Source organism: Streptomyces sp. UF-297 (assembly GCF_058245575.1).
In genome coordinates this window covers 1-25,373 of record NZ_JBSIBZ010000020.1, presented here as the reverse complement: position 1 = coordinate 25,373, position 25,373 = coordinate 1, and the positions used below count along the sequence as shown (strand labels likewise).

The following is a 25,373-nucleotide window of genomic DNA, read 5'->3' as shown; positions in this document are numbered from 1 at the left end:
GGGCCAAGACCGGGTCAAGGCGCGGTGAGCCCACGCCAAGCCGGGGTCAAGCGCGCTGGTCGGGGCGGAGAGGGGGCGGGTGCGGCGCCCGCGCTAAGACGGGGGCGGGATTCGCGCCAGGGCAAAAAGGGGCGGGATCGCGACAACCGCCACGATCCCGCCCCGCTCCGGCCCTCGGCCCCGCCTCGTCGCGGCCTACCCCAACTACCCCCGACCGCCCCCGCTCGCCCGATCCCCTCCTCGACCTCCCCCTCGGCCTTCTCCCCGCCTCCTACCCGATGCCCTGCCGATCCCCTTGCAGCGCGAACTCCCGCTCCACCGCCTCCGGTACCGTCCGCTCCACCGCCTGCGCCAGCAGCGCCAGATGCCGCTCCAGGGGCTCTCGCCGCTCGGCCGGAACCAGTGCCAACAGATCCTCGATCCCGGCCACCAGCCGCCGCGTCACCTGCGGATTGCCCACCGCACACCCCCGGATCTCACTGAAGCCGAGATCCACCAGATCCCCCCACCCCGGCAGATCCTGCACCAGCCGCACCACGCCCTTGCGGTCCCGGTGATGTACGGCCCCCAGCGGCCGCTTCCCGACCACCGCCAGGAGCGTCACGATCCGGTCCAGGCTCTGCACCGCCGTCGTCGGATCGTTCACCGCGGGACTGAGCGCCCGCAGCGCGATGTCCGCCAGCTGCCGCAGCCCGAAGCCCACGTCCTGCCGCGCGGTCCGCTCCACCCCCACCGACGTCGTGAACCGCACCGCCCACCGCGGCGGCACCCGTCCGCCGTGCGCCGTCAGCATGGGGGTCCCCGGCACCACGTAATCCCCGATCCGCGCCTGGAGCCGCAGTACGGTCCCGTACCGCCGCCCCACCCGCGTCAGCCGCGCCACATGCACATCCCTGAGCACCCCGGCCCGCCCCCGATGCGCGAACTCCCCCACCACCTCACCCGGCAGCGCTTTCACTTCCTCCCCCTTCCCGTGCCGCTCCAGCACCCGCATCGCCTCCCGCGTGATCCGGTCGATCACATAGCTGACCCGCATCAGCCGGATCGTCGAATTCACATAGGCGATGAACAGCACCAGGCTCACCACCACCAGCACCCCCGACAGCACCGCCGAGACCACCGGCACCGTCGTCACCTTCCGCGGATCGCTCTCCCCGTCGAAGGACCCCTGCACCATGAGCGCGAACAGGAACGTCGCCAGGAACACGGCCAGCGTCACCTTCGTGATCCGCGACCGTACGTACAGCCGCATCACACGCGGCGTGAATTGCCCGCCCGCCATCTGCAGCGCCACCAGCGAAATGCTGAACACCACACCCAGGAACGTCAGCATCGCCGACCCCGCCGTCGTCACGACGGACTTCAGGTCCGACGCGACCCTGATCAGCGACTCGATGAACGCGAAATCCCCCTCCTCCCGAGCCGCCTCGACGATCAGGTCGTCCACCGTCGTCGACAGCCAGGCCAGCGCCAGCGCGGCCAGCAGCCCCACCGCCGGCGCGAACCAGAAGGTGTCCCGCAGATGCTCCCGCAACGGCGACAACGGCCGCGGCCTGCGCACTCCACCCGACGCGCCCAGCTCTCCCTCTCCACTCATAAACCGAGCTTATGTCTCACACGGATACGCAGGTGAAAGGCACTCCGAAACCTTGGTATTGTTGTCCATGTCGCCGCGGGGAACACCCCGCGAAGACAACACCTAGTCCGGGTGGCGGAATGGCAGACGCGCTAGCTTGAGGTGCTAGTGCCCTTTATCGGGCGTGGGGGTTCAAGTCCCCCCTCGGACACCAGCTGAGACCCCACTTCACGTGGGGTTTTCTGCTTTTCTGGGGCGTGGCGTGACCAACCACGTGACCAACAGCCCAGAGATTTCCCAGGTCAGACCAGGGATGACAGGCCGAGCCTGTTGGCTCCGGAGGCGGCGAGCTTCCGGGCTCCGTTCTTACGTGAGTGGCCGTAGCGGGCCATCGTGTAGCCCGGCGAGTGGTGCCGGACGTTGGCGGAGACCTCTACGGGGTTCTCCCCGGCCTCCAGATCGTTCGTGACCTTGCTGTGCCTCCAGTCGTGGATACGGAAGTCGTCCGGCAGGTGCAGCCGGTTCCGGAGGGTGCGCCACCGCGCCGAGACCTTCTCGGGGTCCTGAGGTCCGCCTGCTTCGCCCCGGTAGAGCTTGAAGCCGTCGCGGGCGAACACCAGGTCGTGATCCGTCCACGTCGCCCCGAGGCGTTCGCGTTCGGCGTCCTGGCGTTCCTTCTGCCACTTGAGGACGTTCATGACGGACTGGTCCACGTAGATCACGGCATTGGCGTCACCGTCTTTCGTCAGCTTCCGTAGCCGGTAGGTGTTGCCTTCCTCGACCACGACCCACCCGAGTTCGATGGAGCCCTCCGCCCAGTTGACGAGGGACCACTTCATGCCCAGAGCCTCACTGCGCCGCACTCCGGTCGCGGCGTAGACGGTCCACAGCGGAGCGTCCCGCAGGCAGTGATGGGTCAGGCCAGCGTCACAGGCCCGGTTGCCGCAGGGCTCCCACACCGAGGACAGGAACCGGGCGGTTCCGTCGTCGTCCAGGGTAGGGAAGGCCCGTTCCTGCGCCCGGATCTCCCGGCCGGTGGGCGGGCTGGCCGTGGCGGCTGGATTAGCAGATATCAGCTTGGGCGCGGCTGCGCCGAGCGCCCCGGACAGGATGTTGTGGACGTGCCGCACCGACTTGGCTCCCAGCGGCTTGCCCTTGTTGGTGGGGCACGGGACGGTTTCCAGCATCCGGTACAGGTCGTCAAGCGTGTCGTCGGTGACCTCGGACAGCTTCATGTGGCCGATGTGCGGTTTGATGTGCAGACGGATCTTCGTCTCGTACCCGGCCACGGTCGTCCCCTCCTTCCGTAGATTGCTGTGCCACTTGTCGAGCCATGCCCCCAGCGTCATGTCCGAGCGGGCCGCGATCTTCCCCGCCTCATGGTCGGTATGCCAGTCGCGAAGTGCCTTCTCTGCTGCGGTCTTGGTCTTGAACTCCCGGCCTATCCAGTAGCGCTCTTTCTCTCCGGTTGCTTTGTTGAAGTGCAGGGGCGTGCGTACGCCCCAGGTGTTCGGCCGTCCCGTCCGCTTGATCTCCACGGGGGTACCGCCGAGTCCGTTACCGCGCTTTGCCACGGATGCTTAGTGCTCTCTGTCGGGTCTGCCAGTCGGCGGTGCGCCGTACCGGGCCGGGGCATCGCTCCGGCGCCCTCAGTCTGATCACGATCCACCATCTCTTGTCAACCGATGGTGGTCCACCCTCCGTGGTACGGTTCTGGCATGGATGCAGACGAGACCGGATTCGAGATCACCCAGCACCAGGGGGCGTGGGATATCCGCATGTGGTGGCCGAGCGGGCCAGTGACAGGGGGGCCGCAGCGCATCACGATCGAGAAGGCCCAGGACGCACCGGCCCGCGACGTGGCGCGCGGCATCTCCACCACCGTGCTGCGCAGGCTCGACCTTGCGGACGCGGTCAAAACGGCACACGATGCCGCTCCGAACCTTGAAGGCAAGGTTCGCGAGATCACGGAGACGATCGAGGAAGCGGGGAAGACGGCCGGACGGCTACTCGCCCATGAAGGCGTCTCAGTTCCCTACCTAGTCATGCTGTCGGCCGTGTACGTCCAGATGGCGGGCACCGGTGCGAGCCGCCCCGTGGACTGGCTGGCAGGGTTGATCGAGCGGCGGCCGGAGACCGTCCGGGACCACCTCAAGAAGGCCCGCAGAGACGGGTACTTGAGCTCGCTCGCCGGTAAGGCCGGTGGGGAACTGACCGACAAGGCCACGGCCGTACTGGATTCCCTGCCGGATGCAGCAGAAGCCCGCTAGCCCCAGCTCTGTACGCCTACTTGACCACGCCCCCGAGGCCATCGGGGGCTTTCTGTTTCCTGGAGGATTCATTGACCAAGCTGATGACCGTTGACGAGGTGGCCGAGTACTTGGGCCGTCCGAAGCACTGGATCTATAACAACCACAGGTCCCAAGGCATCCCCTTCAAGAAAGTGGGGCAGTCACTCCGGTGCCGCCCCAGCGATCTTGACCGCTGGCTGGACGCGCAGGGGGCGCGATGACCGGCCTCAACGAGGACCCGTTCGCGAAGCGCCCCGCCTGGGAGACGGCCGAACCGATAGCGCGGGCCACCCCGCGCGGAGAGTCACGGCCGGCCTTCCGGAGCGTGAACGGGACCGGCGAAGGGGAGTTGATTAGCTCGGCCCGGACTCCGAGGTCTGTGATCCGCTACGAGTGGGAACGGGCCCTATGGAACTGTCCCGACGTGCCCGGCAAGTACAAGCACGTCCTTGCGGCGGCGTCGTTCTTCGCCACCTTCGACACCGGCCGCGACCTGCGGGCCCCGCAGGAACTCATAGCGGAGACATCCGGGGCGTCACTCAGCACCGTGGGCCGAGCCATCAAGTACGGCCGTCAAAAGGGGTGGTTGTGGGTGGAGCACAAGTCCAAGGGCAAGGGCGACTGCGACATCCACTGGCTGACGATCCCCCGGCACGATCACGGACACAGCTTCACAGATGTGCGAGCCAGGGCCAGGGAATACGACCACACGTCACACTGACCTACTACCTAGTGAGTTTCACCAAGGGAGTCCCACCAAGGGACTCCTACCGAGTGATCTCTACCAAGTGGCCTGGGTGGTTTGAGGAGAGATGGAGAGGGCCAGTCTTTCGGGACTGGCCTTTCTTCTGTACCGAAACTTGACCTGATGCCAGCCTAGGCTGATACAGCATTCTGTTCCGCCCGCTTCGTGACGGGCGTCTCAATTTCTCGCGTACACGTCCCCTGATCTTCGCGGGGACGCCGACATTATTAGTGAGAGGGAAGTTCACCTCACGGTGTGACCTGTGCCCCACTTCCGTGGGCCACCGAGAGTTGCAGCGAAGATCTCACCGACGCATAGGGTGAGGCGATCTACCTCGCAGTGTCTTCAACCCCCGCCCGCCTCTTGGTGGACGGGGGTTTCCTTTTGCCCACAGGTTCGCGTTTCAGCAATCAAACGCAAGGAGTTCCTTATGTTCGATCGTCATGCTTTCACTGCCCGCCGTATCACCCTTGGCCTGTCTGTTGAGGAACTGGCTGACGAAATGGTTGTGGCTCCCTCCACCGTCTACCGGTGGGAGTCCGGGGAGACCACCCCGAGCCTTCGGATGCTCGTGCTGGCGTCCCGGCATCTGTGCTCGCCGCTGCTGTCTCTCATGACGGGTGAGGACACCGAGCAGCGCCGCAAGGCCACGGCCGTTGACGCCCTGATCCGTGAGGGCTCCTGATTCCGCACGATTCCCCTTCCCATTTTGATGACTTAAGCAGGAGTAACTATGACCGATCAGAAGCCCATGACCGTCCAGGAAGCCGTTCAGTCTGAAAACAGCTTCGCCATATCCAAGATTGTTGCTTCCACGGCCCTTGACATGTTGGTGGGATTCAAGGGGCTGGCACACACTGTGCACCGGGATGCCGAGGAAGATTTCCGGGGCGGTGTTGGAGACTCGGTACGTATCCGCCGCCCAGAGGTGCTGAAAGCTGGGAACTTCAACGGTTCCGTGAACAGTATGGTGCAGCCGATCAAGGACACGACCATCGAGTTGGAGATCACCGATCACGCCCTCTCGGCGGTCGAGATCACCGACAAGGAAATGCGCTTCGACCTCTACACCTTCGAGCAGCAGATTACCCTCCCCCAGTCCGCGGGAGTCGGTGACTACCTGGAGCAGAACATCGCCAACACGATGAACCAACGCACCGCCGACGGCGCTCCGGGCCTGATCACCATGAAGGCAACTCAGCCCCGGCACGCGATCATCGACGCGGGCACGGTCCTGGACAAGAGCCGCACGGCGGGCCGCCGTTGGCTGGCTGTCTCTCCGGACGTGAAGAACGTCCTGCTGAAGGACGACAACTTCTCTCAGGTGGCCCAGGCCGGTTCGGATGAGGCGCTGCGCGGGGGCATCATCGGTGAGGCGTATGGGTTCACGGTCGTCTACTCGCCGTTTCTGGCCGACAAGACGGCCGTTGCCTACATCGGCTCGGCGTTCGCCATGGCGGTCTGCGCGCCGCCCGTGGTGCGGAGTGAGTTCTCCGCTTCGGCTGGTCATCAGGGCTACTCGATGCGCTGGCTGATGACCTTCAACGACGACAGCCTGAACCAGCGCTCCATCATGGACGCCTACGTCGGCTCGACCGTTCTGGACGAGCGGCGCTCGGTCGGCCTCAAGCTCGCCTGACCCACGTCACGGGTTGCTCTTGAAGGAAATGGTCCGGGGCCTCTGCCGAAACGGCAGAGGCCCCTTCTTTGTTGCTTCGAGCCCTGGCGAGGGCTCCGGGCGCTCCCGTTCACGCTCAGTCGATACGGCCGCGATGCCGGCCGTCACAATCTGCGACTACACCGGAGGTTCCACCATGCCCAAGCCACGCGCCCCGCACTCTCCCCATTCCCGCTATCGCGAGGCACAGCGGATTACTGTCTTGCCGCTCGATCACGGATTGCCCGTACCCGATATACCGGAGGGCCGGGATTGGTCGGAGCATGAGCGGGCCTACTGGAAGGAACTCTGGGAGACCTCACAGGCATCGCAGTGGGATGACTCGACCGTCGGAATTGTGGCAGCGGTGGTCGTCTATTGGTCTGCGATCCTGGCCGGTACAGCGTCGAACACTCAGCACATGGAATACCGGCACCTGACCAAGGATCTCGGGCTCACCCCTGAGGGAATGCGCGCCCTTGGGTGGGTGATGGGAGATGAGTAAGAAACGCGCCCGGCGCAGGGCACAGCTGAACGTCAGCCCACCGTACGAGCCCGCCAGGCAGCAGGAGCACAAGGCGGGCATCGAGTGCCGTAACACCTGCTCAGAGTGCTGGTTGGCCTGGTGCCTTCACGCCGCCTGGCTGGCCACGGATGGGACAGCGGAACCGTGGAACGACGGCCGCCGACACGATCCGGAATCGTGCTTCGAGTGCTGAAAATTGATTGGCAAACAAACGGTGGAAAGAAGGCACCCCTGGTGGGTCCTATTCACTTCCCAATTCCCATTACCCCCGTCATTGAATGCGCGAGAGTAATACTCTAGATATCTTTCCGTTACCGTTCCGTGATAGGAGATCGGCAGAGTTGATCTCACACCGCACCGCCAAATGCGGAGGCCGTCAGAGACTCACTCCGGCCACTCACCGAGACTTCACCGCTCCTCCCTATCTAAGGATTCGTGCACCCATGCTCCGGACCGTCATGATTCCCGTTCAGCGTCGATACTGCGATGCCCACATAGCTCGGGATGCGAGCGAGGTAGAGGCAACCGACACGCTGACCCTGGGAGCCCGTGCGTGGGACCTGTGCACGGAACACGCGGCCACGTTCGGCAGGTATCTAGTGGATGCCCTGGGGGCTGGTCTGCCGGACGCTGACGAGTCGGAGACTGAGTCTGACTCTGTAATCGTGGCTCCCGAACCTGAGCCCGTGCCCGTGGCTGAGCCGTCACCTGTTGCCGAGTCGGAACGTGATGCGGAGGACGTGAGCGAGGGAGCGGCAGAACCTGAGCCTGTGCCTTCCGTGATGTTGGCGGGGGAGGTGCCGGGGTACGACTGGGAGTCGGCCCGCGAGGCAGTGCGCCGGGCAGGGTTCGAGGTGGTGGGCCGTGCCGATGGCTCCACTGTCCTGCTCATCCTGGGTGAGGGCGGGGAGCGCAATGGTCACAAGCTGCGGGACGCGTCCGAGCGTGGCATTCCGTGCATGGACGTGAGGAAGCCCGGCCGCTTCAAGTCGGCCGTTCTCTCCGGTGAGTTCGTTGGTAGTGACCCTCTCCCCGAGCCTGCCAAGGTCGATCGGTCGGGGATGAGCGACCGGGAGCGTAACCGTGTGATCCGGGCATGGGCCCGCGAGAACGGGTGGCCCAACCTCTCCGTGCAGGGACGCGTCCCGATGCAGGTCCGTCACGCCTACGAACTGGCTCACCAGGACGCATCCGAGGGAAAAGCGGTAGCGGCCTGAGCGCCGCCCCCACGGTGCCGGGCGCTGAGTGCGCCCGGCCTCCCCGGCCAGAGGTCAGCCAAGCAACCCTTTTCGAGATAGAGGCAGCATGAACACCCCCGTTTTGTACGGTCCCATCGGCCGCGCCGTCCGCAAGATCTCCCCTTTCCTGGAAGCGGACGCCCTGGGGGTGTACGTGGCCGCCCTGTCGATGTGGTCGGCCGCGATTGGTGGCACGGTCAAGGTGTCGTCCCGTGGCTCCGCCCGGCCCGTGCTTCTGTGGAGTGCGTTGGTCGCCGGAACGGGCAGGGGCAAGGGAACCGCGCTGCGGGCCGCGCTTCACGTCCTGGACGCTTCCCTGGGCCGCTTCCTGGCAACGCACACCACATCCGGCATCACGTCCGGGGCGAGCATGGTGCACCACCTGTGGGAGCAACAAGAGGCCACGGCCGAGACCGAGCACGGGCGGGACGTGCGGGCCCTGGTGATCGAAGAGGAATGGACCGAGGTCTTGAAGCGAGTAAAGCGGGACCCGTCGTTCACCACCAAACTCCGCGCTGCCTGGGACGGCGCAACGCTGCGCAACACGACCAAGGAAGAGGCGCAGGAAGTCCGCGACCCCGCATTGGTCCTGCACTCCCACATCACTCCGTCCGACTGGGCCAAGTACGTGGGCGAGTCGGAAGCGGCCGGAGGCTCGTACAACCGCATCCTGCCCTTCCTCCTCGGGTCCGTCCCGATGCTGGACGACGACCGCGTGAGCCTGCCGAAGGTCGACGGCTCCGAACTGTCCGACGCTTACAGGTGGGCCACCGCCCGCCCCCGCGTGATCACTCTCTCCGAGGACGCCCGGCCCCTGTGGCGAACCGTTCGCCGGTACGCCCGCATCCTGGGTGAGACCCTGCCGGAGGGTCAGGCCGTGTTCATCGAGCGGACCGCAGAGCAGACGCTCAGGGTGGCCGCCTGCCTGGCCGCCTCCGAGTGCTCCGAGACCATCACGGACCAGAACCTGACGGCCGCCTTCACCCTGGTTCGCCGCTCCGTTCAGGACGCGGTACGGATCAACAAGGGGGCCGATGCTCCGAAGGTGAAGCGGCAGCCGCTCAGCCTCGCCGACAAGGTACGAGCCCGAATCGAACTGCACGGCGGTCAGGCCACCTCGTCGCAGGTGCTCCCGTACGTGGGTGCGTCGGCCGCTGAGGTCAAGGCACTGCCCGGAATCGTCGTAACGGTGGACCGCTCGGGTAAGACCGGCCGACCGGCCACCGTTTTCACGATCCGCGGTGACACTCCCGTTCACGTAGAGCAGCCGGTTTCGACTCCGCACACGATGCCGGCCGCTCCAGAGCGTGATGAGAATCGCGCCACGGTTGTGCAGATGGACGCGTACCGCTCGATGCCCAAGCAGGCCTCGGAGCCCACACCCGAACCGAAGCGTCCGGAGCCGCTCGCCGACTCCAACCCCTTCCGAGCGCTCCTCTAACCAACCAACAGCGAGCCCCGGCCCATTTTCTGGCCGGGGCTCTTTCGTTGTTTCGGGCCTACTCGGCCCGTTCCACCAGAGCGACCGATGTGCACAGGCGTCGGAACCGATTGTGCTGGGTCCGGCCAGTGTGACTCATGCACTCCACATCGACGGATGCACCGTCCGACGCAGGCTTGGCCTCCCAGCCGCACGTCAGGCACTTCGCCTCGAACGTCGCCTCCGTGTCCGGCTGCTGAGTGATTCGATGCTTCGTGTACCGCAGGATCGAACGGGGCATCTTGGTGTCCCCCCTCCTCAGATGTGGGCAGTCGGGCAGACAAGGTCCGGTGCGGCACGGTTCGGGGAGCACGTCACCAGAGCTACAGACAGAAATGTGGGTCTCTCCAGATAGAAGCCGTGGGACACGTCGCCGCCCCAGCCCAGCCGATCGGCAGCGGAGTAGACCAGTAGTGCCAACCGCGTACTGTCTCGCTCTGACTCGGAAGAGAACCGGGGCGCGTGCTCGGTCAGTTGTCGCCCGAGCCATTCCGCCGCTTCCTTCGGCTCCTCCCAGGTACCGCGTACCAGCTTCGCGGGCTTGATCAGCCAGTAGGCCGTTTCCAGCGGTGGCAGGTCCACGGTCGGGAACTCCGTCTTCACTTCCTTGTACCGCTGGACAAGCTCCGGCTTATCGGCCGGAGGTGGATCAGGATGCGGGGGCCGTCTCAGTGCCTCGTCATCGAACCGTTGCTTGGAGCCGGTCCACAGATAGCCGTGGTGGTGCAACTGTCGTCCCGTTCAGAGCAGGAAGAAGAGGGGTGCCCGACCGGCCCTGTCTCTCGGGGGTGAGCCAGGGCCGGGGGGCGTCAGGGAGCGCCGTCAGGCGGACAGGCCGAAGCGGGCCGGGTCGATCCCGGCCGCGTCCAGTTCCTCGGTGGTGAAGCGCAACGGCTCCGCACCGGGGCGCTTGCTGTCGCCCAGCGCCCACGCGCTGGGGCCGATCTTCGCGAGTGTCGCGCACGACTCGCCGTCCGGATGCGTGTTGCCTCCGCACGCCTTGAAGAACGTAGCTCCGTCGAGAGGCAGGCTGTACAGGTCGGTTCCGGGCATGGATGTGCCTTTCCTGTGGGAGTGACGGGGCAGGCTCAGACCTGGTATTGCTCCGACTTTGACACGTACACAACGCCGGGACTCAGAGCCGTTGCCGACTCCCGAAACAACTCATGCAGCATCGATCGGGAGCTGTCCCGCATGGCGTTGGTCAAGTTGTCCGCCAGCAAGGCGGCCTCAGGCGGAAGCAGAACCATTTCCGTGTCTGCCATATGCCGACCGTTCTTCGTCAACCACATGGGCACACGAATGTTCCCACCATCATCCCGGTAAGCCGGACGGCTGGGGATTGGGTCCATCCGCCAACCCTGCGGCGCTTTCTGACTGTCCTTCTTCGGTTCGGTCGGCATGGCTACATCCTCGGCCCGGAGGCATGGAACCTCTAGCGTTATGCGCGTTGTCGAATAAAGATCATCGACGGCAGTGTGCTGCCCACGCCGCTAGTTGCTCCCTAGCTTGCTCTCCGAAGAGTGCGTGTTCCTCGTACCTGCTGAAGCGGTCAATCAGGTCGTGCACGTCGCGACTGTCGCGGAATACGATGGCTCCGAGGTCCAGTTCAGCGGTCGCAAGTGTCTCGTCGTAGACCGTGAAAGTGTTCAGGGCCCCGGATGTGAAGCGAACACCCATGGGTATTACGCCGAGCCGAATGTTCGGCTGGTGAGCCAAAGAAGCGAGACGGTCAATCTGTATCGCTAGCTCATCAGGCGGGATGAGCGGGTACCTGACGGCCTGCTCGGTCAGAATGAAAGTGAAGTGCTTGGATCGATCGAACAGCACTCGTTGCCTGTCCAGCTTCATGGCGACCGCTTTGGCCTGCTGCTCTGGAGGGGCCTGGGTCAGGCTGGCGCGGACGTACTCAGGCGTAGCCAAGAGTCCCGTGATCATTGACAGAAGGAAGTATCGAAACGTAGTCGATGAAGCTTCGAGCCCGGCTAGCTGTACCTGCTTCTTGTCGAGACCCTTCCTGCGAAGAGTCCTGCCATCCTGCCATTCAGTCTGCGCGATCCTAGCCAGGGCCATTACCTCAGCGGCTAGGGTGGGAGAAGCCTCAAGGCCCCGTAGGAGTTGTTCAACGTCCAGCAGTGAAGGGCGAGTTTTGTTGCCTTCAATCCGGCTGATCTTCGATTGACTCATATTGCAACGCGCGGCAAGCCGGACTCCTGAGAGCCCGGCTTGTTTGCGTAGCTGCTTCAGCATGGCCGCTAGTTCACGGCCCGACTGGTCTAGCTGGTCAGGCTCGATGGCCACCGGTTCACGTACTCCCTGAACGGCACTGATTCCGCGAGCGCGATTCTCTGGTACTCGACGTACGGCGCGGGATCACCCTCGTACAGTTCCCGACTGATCTGCGTACCGTCCTCCGCGTAGTTCATGAGAACCACTTCGGACCGGTCGAAGAGCCAGAAGTCCTGAACCCCTTCGAGAGGATTGGAGCGGTCTGTCACGTCGAGAATGCGGATGTCATCCCCGGCGACTTCGTGTACGTCGTAGTACATGAACTCAAACCGAAGATAGTCCGTCAGAGGTCGCGTGATGATGTGGACGCGCCCCTTGGACCTTCCCTCTCTCCTGATCCGCCTCAAGCCCTCTGTGTAGCCGGAAGAGTAGTTCTCAGGGTCCAGCCGTTGCCCGGAAAGGAAGTCCCGGATATCCCCATCTTCGCTCGGCACCCTGTACCAGGGCAGCGTCTCCAGTCGCCACGCTTCCTGTTTGAACCCCTGAACCTTGGCAGTCCAGTCCTCACCATCCAAGAGCACGTACGGCCTCCCTCAGCACGTTCTCAGGGATACGAACGAGAGCTTCCCCGGCCGGAGGCTGGAAGGTGGCGTCAGCGTCCCCCTGCACCACGATGGAGCCGTCAGAGGCCCTGTATACGTTCGGACAGTCGTCGTTGTTGCAGTTGCCGTTCCCGTTGCCGGTAAGTCGGGTCAGTTCCTCACGCGCCATGGCTACGAACCCCCTGCTGCGGGCCCCCTGCGGGCCGGACGTCACGACGGTACGAGCGGGGTGGGTGCGCCGTCTATGCAGGATCGCGACTATGCGCGTCATTGCATAAAGTCCTTGGCTGAGGCGGGGAAGAGGAGGCACGGGACCGGCGCCGCGCTTGGAGTGAGGGAAGGTTGGTCACGTGACCAACGCATGACCAACAGCGGTCCGAAACGGCCCGAAACAGGGGGAACGCATGACCAACGGCGCTGGTCAAGCCTGCGGCGTGTCGAGGGCGTTGTCCCAGGTCAGCTAACTAAAGTGCTGGTGTCCGAGTGGAGAGTTCAAGTCCCCCCTCGGACACAGATCATGACCCCGCGATCTCTTGGAGATCGCGGGGTTTTGTCGTTTTGTGCGGGTTTGCGCGGGGCGGGGAGGTGACGCCCTGGTGGTCGGGAGGGGGTCACTGGGGGGTGATGGTTATGCCGCGGAGGAACAGGCGGCGGAAGAGGAGGAGTGGGAGGAGGGCGGGGAGGGAGGCGAGGAGGGCGGCGGAGAGGATCAGGGGTGGGGCGGAGGCGCCGTAGGCGTCGTAGAGGGTGGTGAGGGTGGCCATGACGGGCTGGACTTCTCGGGTGCGGGTGAGGGTGATGCCGAGGAGGAGGTCGTTCCAGATGGCGGTGAACTGGAAGACGAAGGCCGCGCCGAGGGAGGGGGTCATCAGGGGGATGTGGATGTGCCAGAAGATGTGGCGGTATGCGGCGCCGTCCAGTAGGGCGGATTCGGTGAGTTCGGGGGGCATGGTGGTCAGTTGGTTGCGGATGAGGAAGAAGGCGAAGGGGATGGTCCAGGCCGTGTAGACGAGCATCAGGCCGAGGTGGGTGTCGTACAGGTCGGTGTCGGCGTACAGGCCGAAGAGGGGGGCGAGGAACATCTGGAGGGGGAAGAGGGTCCCGGAGAAGATCAGCCAGAAGCAGAGGGCGGGGCGGGGGATGGGGAGGACGACGACGGCGAAGGCGGCGAGGGAGGAGATCAGGACTGCCGCTGTGCCGCAGACCGCCGCGTACAGGAGGGAGTTGAGGAAGCCGGAGCCGATGCCGGCCTGGTCCCAGGCGGCGCGGAGGTTGTCCAGGAGGGCGAAGCCGCGGGGTGACCAGTCGGGGCTTCCTGTGTAACTCGTGGGCGGGGTCAGCATGTTGACGGCCATGAGGTAGAGGGGGAGCAGCCACAGGGCCACGCAGGCGATGACGAAGGTCGGGGCGGCCGCGCGTCGTATGCCGTTCATGACGGTCCCTCCCTATTTTTCGGCGCTGGGCATCTGGCGGCGCAGGTACAGCCATGAGGCGGCGACGACGATGGCCGAGAGGACCAGGGCGATCGCCGATCCGTAGCCGACGTGGAAGAGGCGGAACGCCTCGCGGTACATGGTCAGGGCCAGGGTTTCCGAGGAGCGGGACGGGCCGCCTTTGGTGAGGACCCAGATCATGTCGAACGCCTTGAGGCCGTTGACGATGGCCATGCCGACGACCACGACCGTGACCGCGCGCAGCTGCGGCAGCGTGATGTGGCGGAACATCCGCCAGCCGGTGGCGCCGTCCAGGCGGGCGGCTTCGACGGTCTCGCGCGGGATGGCGCGCAGGCCGATGGCGAAGAGCACCACGTTCAGGCCGGTGGCCTGCCACGTACTGGCGACGATCATGGAGAGGGTGTTGTACGGCCACTCCAGCAGCCAGGGTCTGGTCAGCGTGTCCAGGCCGATGGCCCGCAGGATCTGGTTGACCGCGCCGTCGCTGGAGAGAAGCAGGTTCCACAGGGCGGCGGTGGCCGCGGCGGAGATCGCGAAGGGCAGCACGATCGCCAGCTGGGCGGCCCGGCCCAGCCGCATCCGGTGGGTGGCCAGCGCGATCAGGAGACCGGCCAGTACGGGCAGCAGCAGTGTTCCGCCCACCCACAGCAGGGTGTTGAGCAGCGAGCGGCCGAAGATGGGGTCGTCGGCGAGCCGGGTGTAGTTGTCGAGGCCGGTGAAGCGGCTGGTGAAGCCGTTGTCCTCGAAGAGGCTGCCGTAGAGGCTGCGGAAGAAGGGGTAGACGAGGAGGACGCCGACGAGGATGAGGGCGGGGAGGGCCCAGGTGAGGCCGGTCAGCGCGCCGCCGGGTCGGTGGCGGGCGAGCGCCGCCTGGTGGGGCGTACGGACCGGGATGCGGCGCCTGCGGGCCGGGCCGCCCCGGCGCCTTGTGGCCGCGGCCGGGCGGGGGCGGTGTGCGGTCCTCGTCATCGTCCATCCTCCGGTGGGTGGAGGCGGTGCGGGAGTCGCGTCATCGATCAGCCCCCGGCCGGTCCGAGAGGGTGCGTGGTCCTCGTCATCGTTCAGCCCCCTCCTGATGCCTCGGCCTCTCGCCAGACCTTCCATGCCTCCTGTGCGCGTTCCTCCATGGTCCGTAGCACCTCTCGGTACGAGGACGGGTTGATCAAGAAGCCCGCCAGGTCGTCGACGGTGGCCTCCACCAGCTCCGGTGGGCCCTGTTCCCAGAAGCGGTTGAGGATGCGCAGGCGGCCGGTGCGTACCGTGCGCGCGATGCCCTCGATCATGGGGTTGGCGGGCTTGACCCGGGGGTTGGGGCAGCCGTCCTGGAGGGCGTGGGCGAAGGTCCCGACGACCGAGGGGTGCAGCCAGTACGCCGCGGCGCGCAGGGCTTCGGTGCGGTCGGGGCCCTTGACCGTGCACACCAGGGCGGCCGACTCGAAGATCACGCAGCGGCGGGCGCCGGGGTCGGCCATCGGCAGGACGAAGGCGTCGACGGTCTCACCCGGCGTGCCGCCCGCGGCGAGGAAGACCGGGCTGAAGAAGGTGCCGCCGGGCACCATGCCGAGCCTGCCGTGCACGACTTCGGCCGCCGCGTCGACGTGGTTCATGTCCATCGGCGTGAACCAGCCCTTGTCGAAGAAGGACGCGATGGTACGCAGTGCGCGCTCGGCCCGCGGGTCGGTGTAGCGCCCCCGGCCGTTCATCAAGTCCTCGTAGAACTGCGGGTCCTGGCGGCTGAGGACCTCCATGAACCAGATGAACGACGGCCATCTGCCGTCCGCGGTGCCGTGCAGGGGCGTGATGCCCGCGCGTTTGAGGCGGGTGCAGACGGTGAGGAAGTCCTCCCAGGTCGCCGGGGCGCGCAGCCCCAGCTCCGCGAAGACCTCGGTGTTGTGGAAGAACACCCAGTAGGCGAGGTTCATCGGCAGGGCGTAGACGCGGCCCCGGTAGGTGAAGGCGCCGCGCAGGGAGGGGTCGGCCCAGCCCTTGGCGACCGCGCCGTCCCAGTAGCCGGTGAGGTCGACGATGCCGCCCGTACGGGCCAGGTCCTGCAGGCGGTAGCCGGACCAGTACTTGAGCATGTCGGGCGTCTTGCTCGTCCGCAGCGAGGACTTGACGACCTGCTCGAAGGATTCCAGTGACGGGATGGCCTCGGGCGTCATCCGCACCCCCGCGACCGCCTTCATCCGGCGGCCCGCGGCGGCCATCGGCTTCAGCCAGACGCCGCTGTCGCCGTGGACGGCCACTTCTCCTGCGGGTCTGCCGGAGGGGGTGCCGCAGGCCGCGGCGGCGGCACCGGCGCCTGCCGCCAGGAGCAGGGATCTGCGCGGGAGGTGAGGGAGAAGTGGCGCATCGCGCCGCGTGCGGGCGGGGAGCTGTGGTGCCGGGTGGGGACGGCCTGGCATGGACGGCTCCCTCGGGTGTGTCCGGGCGGGCGTCGGCACGAACATGCGCGCGGGGGAGCTTTGTCGTACGTCCGGTGGAAGTCAATGCCAGGTGACAGTACGCCAGTTGGGGACTGGTGGGCCGCGGCCTCGGGGGGAATGGGGTGTTGGCCGGTTGGTCTCGCGGGTACCCGGGCCTCTCCTGAACAGGTGAGAGGTGGTGACGAGCGTGACGCGCTCCATGGAGCACGGGCCGGCGGTCCGGGACGAGCCCAAGGTGGGTGACCTGGTGCGGCAGGCGTCCGAGCAGCTGTCCGAGCTGGTACGCGGAGAAATCCAGCTCGCCAAGGCGGAGTTGGCGGTCAAAGGGAAGAACGCGGGGGTGGGCGGCGGGCTGTTCGCCGGTGCCGGAGTGGTGGCCTTCGTGGCGTTCCAGGCGATGGCCGCCGCCGCGATCGCGGGTATCGCGCTGGCGCTGTCGGTATGGGCCGCCGGGCTGATCGTGGGCGGTGTGCTGGCGGCCGTCGCGGGCGTACTGGCGATGCTGGGCAAGAAGCGCGTCGGGCGCTCGATGCCGCCCGCGCCGCAGCAGACGATCGACAGCGTCAAGGCGGACGTCGAGGAGATCAAGGAGAGGGCGGCGAGGCACTGATGACGGGCACTCCTGAAGCGGGCGGGGGCCCGGTCGCCACCGGTGACCCCGAGCAGCTGCGCGAGCAGGTGCGCAGGACCAGGGAACAGCTGGGTGAGACGGTCGAGCAGCTGGCGGCCCGCGCCGATGTGAAGGCCAGGGCCCGCGCCAGGTCCGCGCTGGCCGGAGAACGGGTACGGCGGGCGGCGGACGGTGTGCGCCGGTCGGCCGCCGGTGCGGTACGCGCCGGAGGCGGGCACCCGCTGCCGCTGGCCGCCACGGGCGCCGCCGCGCTCCTGGCCGGCTTCCTCTACTGGAAGTGGCACCAGGGGAAAGGGAGTTGACCGTGCGACTGGTGGGGAAGGTGCTCTACAAGCCCCTCGGAATGGGCTTCGGCGTGCTCGGCGGCATGGCGGCCGGTGCGCTCTTCAAGCGGCTGTGGAAGGCGGTCGCGGGGGAGGACGAGGCGCCCGAGGCCACCGACGAGGACCGCACCTGGCGCGAGGTGCTGCCCGCCGCCGCGCTCCAGGGCGCGGTGTTCGCCGTGGTGCGGGCGGCGGTCGACCGGGCCGGAGCGACGGGTGTGCGGCGGCTCACGGGGACGTGGCCGGGCTGACCGGGGGCTGCCCCGGAGCGTTTCGGGAGCGACTCGCCGCCGCGCAGGCGGTGGGCGCTTCGCGCTCGTAGCGCCGTTATGAGTCCGCGGGGCGCTCGGTGGGCCGGTCGTGCCCACGCGGCGGAGCCGCAGATCGAGAGGGCCCCGCACCCCTGAGAGCGCCCAGGACCCATGGGGTGTTCTCCGGTGCGGTGACGATGAAGACCGGGGTCTCGCCGTCGAGGCACTCCACCACGTGGCAGCCGTTGGGGGCTGCCGGGCCCGGGTCCGAGCGGTAGGGCGGGCGGACGCGCAGGGGGCGCAGGGTGGTGGGCGCGGTGCGGCGGGCGATGCGGCCGGTGGGGTCCGGGGTGGCCGCGAGCAGGCCGGGGCCCGCCACCAGGTTGTCGAAACCGGCCACGCTGTACGGGACGTCGCCCAGGATCGCGCCGGGGAAGCACTCCTCCGTGTCCGGGACGCGCGCGGTGACGTCGTAGGTGTCGGTGGTCCGCCGCCGGTGTCCGCGGATGCGCCAGACGGCCCCGGCCAGGATGGGGAGGCTGCCGGCCGCGGTGAGCAGCAGGGCCCCCGGTACCCCGTCGGTGACCCAGGGCGCGGCGAAGCCGATGCACGCCAGCCAGACCGCAGCGAAGGTGGGGACGGTGATCTGCCAGGGGTACCGGGCGGGTGAGTCGGCGGACCTCCGGGCCACCCAGTAGGCGGCCCACAGGACCGAGGCGCCCGCGGCGAGCAGGGCGAGCGCGACGGCGTACGGGAGGCGGTAGGAGCCCATCGGCACGGAGTCGGTGTACTGCCGCAGGCCGCGGAAGCCGACGGAGCGGATCTCGCCGCGCCAGTGCGTCACCGTCACCCGGTCCCCGGCCGTGACGGCGCCGAAGACCCCGGAGCCGTCGTTCATCTTCAGGCGGTGGGAGGGCCCGCCGGGCTCGGTGAGCGACAGCCAGTAGTACGCGGTCTTGTACCGGCGCTCGGTCTCGGCGCGGTCCACGCGGGCCGGTACCGTCCGCGCGCACTCGGCGGACGGGGCGTTCGCGGGGCAGGCGGCGGCCGCCTTGAAGGCCCGTTCCTCGGCGAGCGCGGCGGGCCCGGTGAACACGAGCAGGTAGGCCGCGGCGAGGGCGAGGAGGAGGGCGGTCGCTGCCAGCGGGAGGGCCTGCCGCCGGGGGCTGCGCGGGAGCGGGGGCGCGTTCATCGGGCGGTGACGGGGCCGCTCGGGTCGTACGTGCTGTGTGAGCCGTACATGCCGCTTGGGTCGTACGTACTGCTTGAGCCGTACGCACTGCTCGGGCCGTACGTACCGCCCGAGTCGTACGTGCCGCCCGAGCGGTATCTGCGCCCCGGGCCGCGCAGAGGCGTGGGGCGCCCCGCGGGACGGGAGGACATGAGCGTCATGAGCCTATTTTCCCGGATGGCTCCGGGTGCCGGCGGCGGGGGGGCGGGGAGAGCCGGAGGCCGGGCGCGGCGGCGGTTTGCGGTGCCCGCCCGCGGTCACCCGGAACCGCCCGCACGATGCGACGCACCGGAGGTGTGCGATGACCGAGTACGGCTACTTCCTGTCCACGGAGGAGTTCGGGCCGCAGGAACTCCTGGAGCAGGCGCGGATGGCCGAGCAGGCCGGGTTCACGGCGCTGGCGATCTCCGACCACTACCACCCCTGGAACGGGGAGCAGGGCCACAGCCCCTTCGTCTGGTCCGTCATCGGCGCGCTCTCCCAGGTCTGCTCGCTGCCGGTCACCACCTTCGTCACCTGCCCCACCATCCGGACCCACCCCGCCGTCATCGCGCAGGCCGCGGCGACGTCGGGCGCGCTGACCGGTGGCGGGTTCCGGCTCGGGGTCGGTACGGGCGAGGCGCTCAATGAGCACATCCTGGGGACGCCGTGGCCGGCCGCGCCGGTGCGGATGGAGATGCTGGAGGAGGCCGTGTCCGTGATCCGGCGGCTGTTCAGCGGCGAGGAGGTCTCGCACGACGGGCGCCACTACACGGTGGAGAACGCGCGCCTGTACACGCTGCCGGAGCAGCCGGTGCCCATCCATGTCTCGGGGTTCGGGCCCGAGGCGGCGGCGCTGGCGGGGCGGATCGGGGACGGCTTCGTCACCATGGGGCCCGAGGAGGAGCTGGTGGAGCAGTTCCGCCGCGGCGGCGGGGGCAACAAGCCGGTGCTCGGCGGGCTCAAGGTGTGCTGGGACACCGACCGGGCGCAGGCGGTCAAGACCGTGCACCGGCTGTGGTCCAACCTGCTGCTGCCCGGCGAACTGGCCCAACTCCTGCCCACCCCGGCGCACTTCGAGCAGGCGGGCGCGCTGGTCACCGAGTCCATGGCCGCCGGGGCGATGCCGTGCGGGGACGACGTGGAGGAGCATCTGAGCGCGCTCGGCGCCTTCGAGCGGGCGGGCTTCGACGAGGTCTACATCGGCCAGATCGGGCCCGACCAGCAGGGGTTCTTCGACTTCTACCGGACGCAGGTCCTGCCGCGCACGGCGGAGCGGTGAGCGGAGCGCCGACTCGGCGGGGGCCTCTGCGCCGCCGGACCGCCAGCCGCCGGGCCGCGGCCGGACCGCCGCCCGGCCGTCAGCCGTTGCCGAACGAGCCGCTGTGGCCCTCCTCCCACTTCCCGCGGTCCTTCGGGTCGCCCGGGCGGGTTCCGGTGTTGCCGTGCTCCTTCAGTTCGTGCGGGGTGCGCCGGTGCCCGTCCTGCGGCACCTCGTCCGGACTGCGCGTCCCCGCTTCGTAACCGATGGGGTGCTCCGGCGGCCGCGGCTGCTCCTCGGGCCGCGGCGGCGCGGGTTCGCGGGCCCGGCGCCGCCTGCCGTACACCGCGGCCAGGACGAGGGCCGCGACGATGAGGATCCCGGCGAGAGCGGGCCCGATTCCTATCAAGAGGTCGCGGGTGAGGGCCAGTTGGGGTGCGGCGAGTTCCGGTGATGTGGGGGTCATCCGCTACGGGTACCCGGCAGGCCGCCCGTACACCCGGGGGAGGGTGCACGCCCCCGGCCGGGAATCGCGGTGTCGCGGCGGTGCGGCGGGGTACTCAGCCCGGCGCCCGACCGTACGCGCGCAGGAACCCGTACGCACGACGGACCCCGTACGCACGCGACATCCTGCGGAAGATGGTCGGCCACACGGTCCGCCGGCGGCCGATGTCCGGCACGGCTGACGAGCGAGTGACACCCGGGCAGCCGCGAGGCCCACCTCTTGCGGGGTGGGCCTCGCGGTCGTACGGCCTCGGCGACGCCGGGCGCTTTGGGCGATCAGCCGTGCCGGCGCTGGTAGTACGCGCCGATGCTCTGGTGATAGTCCGGGTTGCCGAGGTGCTTTTCCTTGTCGAACTCGGGGGCTTCCTTGATCTCGTCCTTGGTCCGGTTGACGTAGACCTTGCGTTCATTGGTGTCGATGCGGGAGATCGTGCCGGCGGGCAGCAGGACCGACTTGCCGAAGATCCACACTCCGGTGTCGACGACGATGTAGGCGGCGCCGACGTCCTCGGAGTGCTTGTCGACCTTGCCGATGCTGCCGTCGGTGGCCTCCACCTTGAAGCCTGTCAGGTCGACGCCAGTGGTGTGACCGGCGGCGGGGGCATAGCCCCAGATGTCGCTCACGGGAACTCCTTCAACTTGTGAGACGTGGGCTCTTGCGATGGAAAGGACCTGAAAGCGCAGGAAATTGCAGTGGAGCGCCAGGTCATTTGCACGCTTTCGACCGGCAAGCGCCGAGTGCCCGGGAGTGGGGCTCTTAAACGGAGGGGCGGGGCTCGTCGGCGCGGAGGCGCCGACCCTCGCGAGGCTGACTACACAGAGTAGTTGGCGGCCTGATCGCGTGGCCGGTGGTGCGCGGCGGTGCGGCGGCGGGGAATCCCGTCGGATTGTCCCGCCCTCCGGAAGGTTCCTGCTGGCCAAGTGATGGGTAGACCCTCTACGGGTGGTCACGGGCAGTGAATTGCCGCCAGTGTCCGCGCCGTTGACGCGCCCGATGATCAACCAGATGTCATATACGGAGAGTTACCGAAGGAGAGGGAGGGTATGCGCATTCCGCACCCGGACCGGTGGCTGCTGCTCGCCCTCGCCACCGGCGTCGCCATCGCGGCCCTTGACCTGGCCCTGGGGCCGCAGATCCAGCTGACCGGACTGCAGTTGTTCAGCCTGCTGCTGGCCGCCACGCGGCTGAACGGCGCCGGGACGGCCGCCGTCTCCTGCGCCGTGCTGCTCATGGCGGTGGCGGCGGCAGCGTACGAGGGCGTCCTGACGCAGCCCGATGCGGCGCTGCGGCTGGGCCTCCTGGGCGCGGGCGGCCTCTACGCGGCCTGGGCGGCGCGCCGCAACGCCTCGCACGGCGACCAGCTCGCCGATGTCGCGGCCACCGCCCAGCGCGCCATACTGCGCCCGACCTCCTTCCGGCTGGGCGGCACGGCCGTGTCCGCCCGCTACCGCTCCGCCGCCGACCAGGCCGTCATAGGCGGCGATCTGTACGCCTTCGCGGACACCCCGGCCGGCCTGCGGCTGCTGATCGGGGACGTGCGCGGCAAGGGCCTGAACGCCGTACGCCTCTCCGCGGCCGCCATCGGGCACTTCCGCGACTGCGCCTACACCCGCAGCTGTCTGGCGGAGGTGCTCCGCGAGACCGACCGGCGGCTGGCCGGTGACCTGGGGGAGGAGGACTTCATCACCGCCGTCGTCGCCGAAATCGCGCCCGGCTGGCTGACGTTGATCAACTGCGGTCACCACCCGCCGCTCTACCTCCCCGCCGCAGGGCCGCCCCGGCTGCTGGCCCCGGCGGAGCCGACCACCCCGATCGGGCTGCACCCGCGGCCCGTGGTGCACAGAGTGCCGCTGACCCCCGGCGACCGGCTGCTGTTCTACACCGACGGCATCGCCGAGGCCCGCGACCGCTCCGGCACCATGCTCGACCTGGCCAGCCTCGTCCCGGCGTGCTCCCTGCCCGACCTGGACGACGCCGTGGACACCGTGATGGCCACCATGGCCCGCCACACCCGCGACGCCCACGACGACGACGTCGCCCTCGTCCTGATAGCCCCCGGCCTGGACACACCCCGCCGCCACCACCGCCCCCGCCCCGCCGCCTCCAGCACGGCCTGACAGCACGGCCTGACAGCGCGGCCCCAGGTATCCGCCGCGGCCCCCCGCCGCCACCGGTGCGGCGCCCGCCCCGTGCCGCATCTGCCGTACCCGGATCGCTCCCGAAACCGACCGCTCTGGCAATATGACGGAATCGGGCCTTTGTGCAGTGACCTGGGGCCCGGCGGGGACGACGGTCCCCGAGGAACGATTTCCCGATCCGTGTCGAAGGGGAGGTGTGCGATGGCGCCTGCCGTGCTCGCCCTGCGCGCCCTGGTCGGCGCGCGCGGCCCCGCCGGGGCCGGGGCGCCTCCCCCGAGGTAGCCACCGCCGGAAACGTACTGGTACGTCCCCCAGAAGCAGCCCTTCTGCCGCGTTCCAAGAAATCGATTTCACCACCGTTCAGCTGAGCAAAGGGGCTCTTCCGTTGGCCAGAAAGATCATTCTCGACTGCGACCCGGGGCACGACGACGCCATCGCCATGCTGCTGGCGCACGGCAATCCCGACATCGACCTGGTCGCCGTGACGACCGTGGTCGGGAACCAGACGCTGGAAAAGGTCACCCGCAACGCCCTGTCCGTGGCGCGCATCGCCGGGATCACCGGGGTGCCCTTCGCCGCCGGCTGCCCGCGGCCGCTCGTACGGGCCATCGAGACGGCGGGGGACATCCACGGCGAGACGGGGCTGGACGGCCCCCAGCTGCCCGAGCCGACCCTGGAGCTGGACCGGCGGCACGCCGTCGACCTCATCATCGACACCGTGATGTCGCACGAGCCCGGCGAGATCACCATCGTGCCGACGGCGGGCCTGACGAACATCGCCCTGGCGGTGCGCAAGGAGCCCCGGATCGCCTCCCGCGTCCGCGAGGTCGTGCTGATGGGCGGCGGCTACCACCAGGGCAACTGGAGCCCGGTGGCCGAGTTCAACATCGTCATCGACCCCGAGGCCGCGCACATCGTCTTCAACGAGAGCTGGCCGGTCACGATGGTCGGCCTGGACCTCACGCACCAGGCCCTGGCGACCCCCGAGGTCACCAAGAAGATCGCCGCGGTGGGCACGAAGCCGGCCACCTTCGTCCTGGAGCTGCTGGACTTCTTCGGCGCCACCTACCGCGAGATGCAGGGCTTCGAGCACCCGCCGGTGCACGACCCGTGCGCGGTCGCCTATGTCATCGACCCGAGCGTGATGACGGTGCGCAAGGCCCCCGTGGACATCGAGCTGACCGGCGGGCTGACCCTCGGCATGACCGTGACGGACTTCCGGCAGCCCGCCCCCGCCGACTGCCACACCCAGGTCGCCGTCGAGCTGGACCACGAGCGGTTCTGGAACCTGGTGGTGGACGCCCTGGAGAGAATCGGTGACCCCGCCGCATGAACGTCTCGCACACCCCCCACTCCGCCGGTGACACCTCCGCCAAGCTGAGCGGCTCCCGCCCGGTGCGCGTGGGTGTCCTGGTCGCCGCGCTGCTCACGGCCTGTGTCGCCTTCCAGCTCAACGCCTCCATGCTCAGCCCCGCGCTGAAGAGCATCGAGGACTCCCTGGGGGCGACCTCCGCGGAGATCGGGCTGACCCAGACCGCGTTCTTCACCTCCGCGGCCCTCTTCTCGCTCTTCCTGCCCCGCCTGGGCGATGTGATCGGCCGCCGCAAGGTGCTGGCCGGGATGATGGCCCTGATGGCGGTGGGCTGTGTGGTGGCGGCGCTGGCGCAGAGCGTGCCGATGCTGTTCGTCGGCCGGGTCGTCCAGGGCGTCTCGGGGCCGACCGTCCCGCTGTGCCTGATCATGCTGCGGGTCGAGGTGACCGAGCCGAAACGGTACGGCACCCTGCTCGGCGTGATCACCGCGGTCAACGGCGGTATCGCCGGGATCGACTCGCTGGCCGGCGGCTTCCTCGCCGACAACTACGGCTTCCAGTCGGTCTTCTGGGCCATGGCCGTCGTGGCCGTCATCGCCACGGCCCTGGTCGCCACGCTCCTGCCGGAGTCCCGGGTCGAGGGCGCGAGCCGGATGGACTGGCCGGGCGTCGGCCTGCTGGTCGTCTCGGTCGGCTCGCTGCTGGTCGCGCTGAACGAGGCCGGCAAGCTCGGCGACGCGAACTGGTTCCTGGTCGCCGTCCTGGTCGTGGTGGCCGCGGCCGCCTTCGCCCTGTTCTGGCGTACGGAGGACCGCACCGGCCACCCGCTGGTGGCCACCCACCACCTCAAGCAGCGCTCGACCTGGTCGATCCTGCTGACCACCGTGCTCACCATGACGGGCGTGTTCGCCGTCATGAACGGCCTGATCCCGGCCTTCGCCCAGGACGCGCAGGCGGGGCTGGGCATGAGCGCCGAGCAGTCCGCGTGGTGGACCCTGACGCCGTACGCGCTGGCGGGCCTGGCCATGGGCCCGATCGCGGGCCGCCTCGCCGCCACCTACGGGTACGGCCGCATCCTGCGGCTGGGCCTCATCGGTGCCGCGGCGACCGTCGTCCTGATGATCGTCACCCTCCCCGCGCACTCCCGCGCCCTGCTGCTGGCCGCCTCGATCCTGGTGGGCATCACATACGCGGGCGTGGCGAACATCGTGCTCAACGGCCTGGGCATCGTGCTGTCCCCGAAGGAGAACCCGGGCTTTCTGCCCGGCCTGAACGCGGGCGCCTTCAACCTCGGCGCCGGCCTCAGCTTCGCGCTGCTGTACGCGGTCAAGACGGCGGCCCTGCCCGACGACCCGTCCTCGGCGACCGGGTACACCGCCGCGATGATCGCCGGAGTCGTCATCATGGCCGCCGCCCTGGTGACCTCCTTCCTGATCCCCAAGCCGGTGGAGGCCGAGGCGCACGACTGAGCGGGCGTCCAGCGCAGCACCTGAACAGGGGTGGGGGGGGGGGGGGGGG

Annotated in this window: 30 protein-coding genes and 1 tRNA gene; 16 read left to right on the top strand and 15 right to left on the bottom strand. The window is 68.3% G+C overall.

Annotated features, from left to right (window positions below):
- Positions 1-271 precede the first annotated feature (271 nt).
- A complete protein-coding gene (locus AC4IJH_RS14385) occupies positions 272-1,597 on the bottom strand; it encodes a DUF2254 domain-containing protein (protein ID WP_490852048.1) in 1,326 nt (441 codons plus the stop codon).
- A 105-nt stretch (positions 1,598-1,702) separates the two neighbouring features.
- Here AC4IJH_RS14385 and AC4IJH_RS14380 point away from each other — a divergent pair.
- A tRNA-Leu gene (locus tag AC4IJH_RS14380) sits at positions 1,703-1,790 on the top strand.
- A gap of 88 nt (positions 1,791-1,878) precedes the next feature.
- Here AC4IJH_RS14380 and AC4IJH_RS14375 read toward each other — a convergent pair.
- The gene (locus tag AC4IJH_RS14375) at positions 1,879-3,150 is read right to left on the bottom strand and encodes a tyrosine-type recombinase/integrase (protein WP_490852047.1); all 1,272 of its coding nucleotides are present in this window, start codon (positions 3,148-3,150) and stop codon (positions 1,879-1,881) included.
- 144 nt (positions 3,151-3,294) lie between these two features.
- Between AC4IJH_RS14375 and AC4IJH_RS14370 the strand changes: the two genes are divergently transcribed.
- From AC4IJH_RS14370 to AC4IJH_RS14335, 8 genes are all read left to right on the top strand, one after another.
- On the top strand, positions 3,295-3,846 hold the full coding sequence (locus tag AC4IJH_RS14370; RefSeq protein WP_401812270.1) for a hypothetical protein: 552 nt from the start codon (positions 3,295-3,297) through the stop codon (positions 3,844-3,846).
- A gap of 83 nt (positions 3,847-3,929) precedes the next feature.
- Positions 3,930-4,088: a helix-turn-helix domain-containing protein gene (locus AC4IJH_RS14365; protein WP_401812500.1), complete on the top strand. Its 159-nt coding sequence runs from the start codon at positions 3,930-3,932 to the stop codon at positions 4,086-4,088.
- Between the two features lie 203 nt (positions 4,089-4,291).
- Complete coding sequence (locus AC4IJH_RS14360) at positions 4,292-4,588, top strand: hypothetical protein (RefSeq protein WP_490852046.1); 297 nt, start codon at positions 4,292-4,294, stop codon at positions 4,586-4,588.
- Positions 4,589-5,042: 454 nt separating this feature from the next.
- Positions 5,043-5,297 carry a helix-turn-helix domain-containing protein gene (locus AC4IJH_RS14355; protein ID WP_401812274.1) on the top strand — a complete coding sequence of 85 codons (255 nt, stop codon included), beginning with the start codon at positions 5,043-5,045 and terminating at the stop codon, positions 5,295-5,297.
- A gap of 48 nt (positions 5,298-5,345) precedes the next feature.
- Positions 5,346-6,251, top strand: coding sequence for a phage major capsid protein (locus AC4IJH_RS14350; protein WP_401812276.1), 906 nt, complete (start codon positions 5,346-5,348; stop codon positions 6,249-6,251).
- Positions 6,252-6,426: 175 nt separating this feature from the next.
- Positions 6,427-6,774: a hypothetical protein gene (locus tag AC4IJH_RS14345; RefSeq protein WP_401812278.1), complete on the top strand. Its 348-nt coding sequence runs from the start codon at positions 6,427-6,429 to the stop codon at positions 6,772-6,774.
- A 464-nt stretch (positions 6,775-7,238) separates the two neighbouring features.
- On the top strand, positions 7,239-8,012 hold the full coding sequence (locus AC4IJH_RS14340; RefSeq protein WP_401812280.1) for an Lsr2 family DNA-binding protein: 774 nt from the start codon (positions 7,239-7,241) through the stop codon (positions 8,010-8,012).
- 175 nt (positions 8,013-8,187) lie between these two features.
- Entirely contained in the window at positions 8,188-9,474 is a 1,287-nt protein-coding gene (locus AC4IJH_RS14335) for a DUF3987 domain-containing protein (protein ID WP_490852045.1), read from the top strand.
- Between the two features lie 58 nt (positions 9,475-9,532).
- On the opposite strand, the gene AC4IJH_RS14330 is transcribed toward AC4IJH_RS14335, so the two are convergent.
- The 10 genes from AC4IJH_RS14330 to AC4IJH_RS14285 form a co-directional block, all read right to left on the bottom strand.
- Positions 9,533-9,754 (bottom strand): DUF7848 domain-containing protein, encoded by a 222-nt coding sequence (locus tag AC4IJH_RS14330; protein ID WP_478901973.1) that lies wholly within the window; start codon positions 9,752-9,754, stop codon positions 9,533-9,535.
- A 17-nt stretch (positions 9,755-9,771) separates the two neighbouring features.
- A complete protein-coding gene (locus AC4IJH_RS14325; RefSeq protein WP_401812284.1) occupies positions 9,772-10,242 on the bottom strand; it encodes a hypothetical protein in 471 nt (156 codons plus the stop codon).
- A gap of 93 nt (positions 10,243-10,335) precedes the next feature.
- Positions 10,336-10,566, bottom strand: a complete 231-nt coding sequence (locus AC4IJH_RS14320; RefSeq protein ID WP_401812286.1) for a DUF397 domain-containing protein — start codon at positions 10,564-10,566, stop codon at positions 10,336-10,338.
- Positions 10,567-10,601: 35 nt separating this feature from the next.
- Positions 10,602-10,916 carry a hypothetical protein gene (locus AC4IJH_RS14315; RefSeq protein WP_490852044.1) on the bottom strand — a complete coding sequence of 105 codons (315 nt, stop codon included), beginning with the start codon at positions 10,914-10,916 and terminating at the stop codon, positions 10,602-10,604.
- A gap of 61 nt (positions 10,917-10,977) precedes the next feature.
- The gene (locus AC4IJH_RS14310; protein WP_490852043.1) at positions 10,978-11,814 is read right to left on the bottom strand and encodes a helix-turn-helix domain-containing protein; all 837 of its coding nucleotides are present in this window, start codon (positions 11,812-11,814) and stop codon (positions 10,978-10,980) included.
- Positions 11,790-12,323, bottom strand: a complete 534-nt coding sequence (locus AC4IJH_RS14305) for a DUF6879 family protein (RefSeq protein ID WP_401812292.1) — start codon at positions 12,321-12,323, stop codon at positions 11,790-11,792. The genes AC4IJH_RS14310 and AC4IJH_RS14305 overlap by 25 nt, the downstream gene beginning before the upstream one ends.
- Complete coding sequence (locus AC4IJH_RS14300; protein ID WP_401812502.1) at positions 12,307-12,513, bottom strand: hypothetical protein; 207 nt, start codon at positions 12,511-12,513, stop codon at positions 12,307-12,309. The genes AC4IJH_RS14305 and AC4IJH_RS14300 overlap by 17 nt, the downstream gene beginning before the upstream one ends.
- A 442-nt stretch (positions 12,514-12,955) precedes the next feature.
- The gene (locus AC4IJH_RS14295; protein WP_490852042.1) at positions 12,956-13,777 is read right to left on the bottom strand and encodes a carbohydrate ABC transporter permease; all 822 of its coding nucleotides are present in this window, start codon (positions 13,775-13,777) and stop codon (positions 12,956-12,958) included.
- 12 nt (positions 13,778-13,789) lie between these two features.
- Positions 13,790-14,767, bottom strand: coding sequence for a carbohydrate ABC transporter permease (locus AC4IJH_RS14290; RefSeq protein WP_490852041.1), 978 nt, complete (start codon positions 14,765-14,767; stop codon positions 13,790-13,792).
- Positions 14,768-14,859: 92 nt separating this feature from the next.
- Complete coding sequence (locus tag AC4IJH_RS14285) at positions 14,860-16,203, bottom strand: ABC transporter substrate-binding protein (RefSeq protein WP_490852040.1); 1,344 nt, start codon at positions 16,201-16,203, stop codon at positions 14,860-14,862.
- Positions 16,204-16,411: 208 nt separating this feature from the next.
- Between AC4IJH_RS14285 and AC4IJH_RS14280 the strand changes: the two genes are divergently transcribed.
- The 3 genes from AC4IJH_RS14280 to AC4IJH_RS14270 are packed head-to-tail and all read left to right on the top strand — an operon-like array spanning position 16,412 to position 17,429.
- Positions 16,412-16,834, top strand: coding sequence for a phage holin family protein (locus AC4IJH_RS14280; RefSeq protein ID WP_490852133.1), 423 nt, complete (start codon positions 16,412-16,414; stop codon positions 16,832-16,834).
- Positions 16,834-17,157, top strand: a complete 324-nt coding sequence (locus AC4IJH_RS14275; protein WP_490852039.1) for a DUF3618 domain-containing protein — start codon at positions 16,834-16,836, stop codon at positions 17,155-17,157. Before AC4IJH_RS14280 ends, AC4IJH_RS14275 begins: the two co-directional genes overlap by 1 nt.
- Before the next feature lie 11 nt (positions 17,158-17,168).
- A complete protein-coding gene (locus AC4IJH_RS14270; RefSeq protein ID WP_490852132.1) occupies positions 17,169-17,429 on the top strand; it encodes a DUF4235 domain-containing protein in 261 nt (86 codons plus the stop codon).
- A 76-nt stretch (positions 17,430-17,505) separates the two neighbouring features.
- Here the strand turns inward: AC4IJH_RS14270 and AC4IJH_RS14265 are convergent, their stop codons facing one another.
- Positions 17,506-18,621, bottom strand: coding sequence for a hypothetical protein (locus tag AC4IJH_RS14265; RefSeq protein WP_490852038.1), 1,116 nt, complete (start codon positions 18,619-18,621; stop codon positions 17,506-17,508).
- A 340-nt stretch (positions 18,622-18,961) separates the two neighbouring features.
- Between AC4IJH_RS14265 and AC4IJH_RS14260 the strand changes: the two genes are divergently transcribed.
- A complete protein-coding gene (locus tag AC4IJH_RS14260) occupies positions 18,962-19,921 on the top strand; it encodes an LLM class F420-dependent oxidoreductase (protein WP_490852037.1) in 960 nt (319 codons plus the stop codon).
- A 79-nt stretch (positions 19,922-20,000) separates the two neighbouring features.
- Here AC4IJH_RS14260 and AC4IJH_RS14255 read toward each other — a convergent pair whose 3' ends face one another.
- Together AC4IJH_RS14255 and AC4IJH_RS14250 are read right to left on the bottom strand one after the other, a co-directional pair.
- On the bottom strand, positions 20,001-20,366 hold the full coding sequence (locus tag AC4IJH_RS14255) for a DUF6479 family protein (protein WP_490852036.1): 366 nt from the start codon (positions 20,364-20,366) through the stop codon (positions 20,001-20,003).
- 314 nt (positions 20,367-20,680) lie between these two features.
- On the bottom strand, positions 20,681-21,028 hold the full coding sequence (locus AC4IJH_RS14250) for a PRC-barrel domain-containing protein (RefSeq protein WP_490852035.1): 348 nt from the start codon (positions 21,026-21,028) through the stop codon (positions 20,681-20,683).
- 420 nt (positions 21,029-21,448) lie between these two features.
- Here AC4IJH_RS14250 and AC4IJH_RS14245 point away from each other — a divergent pair, with 420 nt between their 5' ends.
- The 3 genes from AC4IJH_RS14245 to uriT all read left to right on the top strand — a co-directional run bounded on the left by AC4IJH_RS14245 (position 21,449) and on the right by uriT (position 25,324).
- Positions 21,449-22,522 carry a PP2C family protein-serine/threonine phosphatase gene (locus AC4IJH_RS14245; RefSeq protein WP_490852034.1) on the top strand — a complete coding sequence of 358 codons (1,074 nt, stop codon included), beginning with the start codon at positions 21,449-21,451 and terminating at the stop codon, positions 22,520-22,522.
- A 406-nt stretch (positions 22,523-22,928) separates the two neighbouring features.
- A complete protein-coding gene (uriH, locus tag AC4IJH_RS14240; protein WP_490852033.1) occupies positions 22,929-23,876 on the top strand; it encodes a uridine-preferring nucleoside hydrolase UriH in 948 nt (315 codons plus the stop codon).
- The gene (gene uriT, locus AC4IJH_RS14235; protein ID WP_490852032.1) at positions 23,873-25,324 is read left to right on the top strand and encodes a uridine transporter UriT; all 1,452 of its coding nucleotides are present in this window, start codon (positions 23,873-23,875) and stop codon (positions 25,322-25,324) included. Before uriH ends, uriT begins: the two co-directional genes overlap by 4 nt.
- Positions 25,325-25,373: the final 49 nt, after the last annotated feature.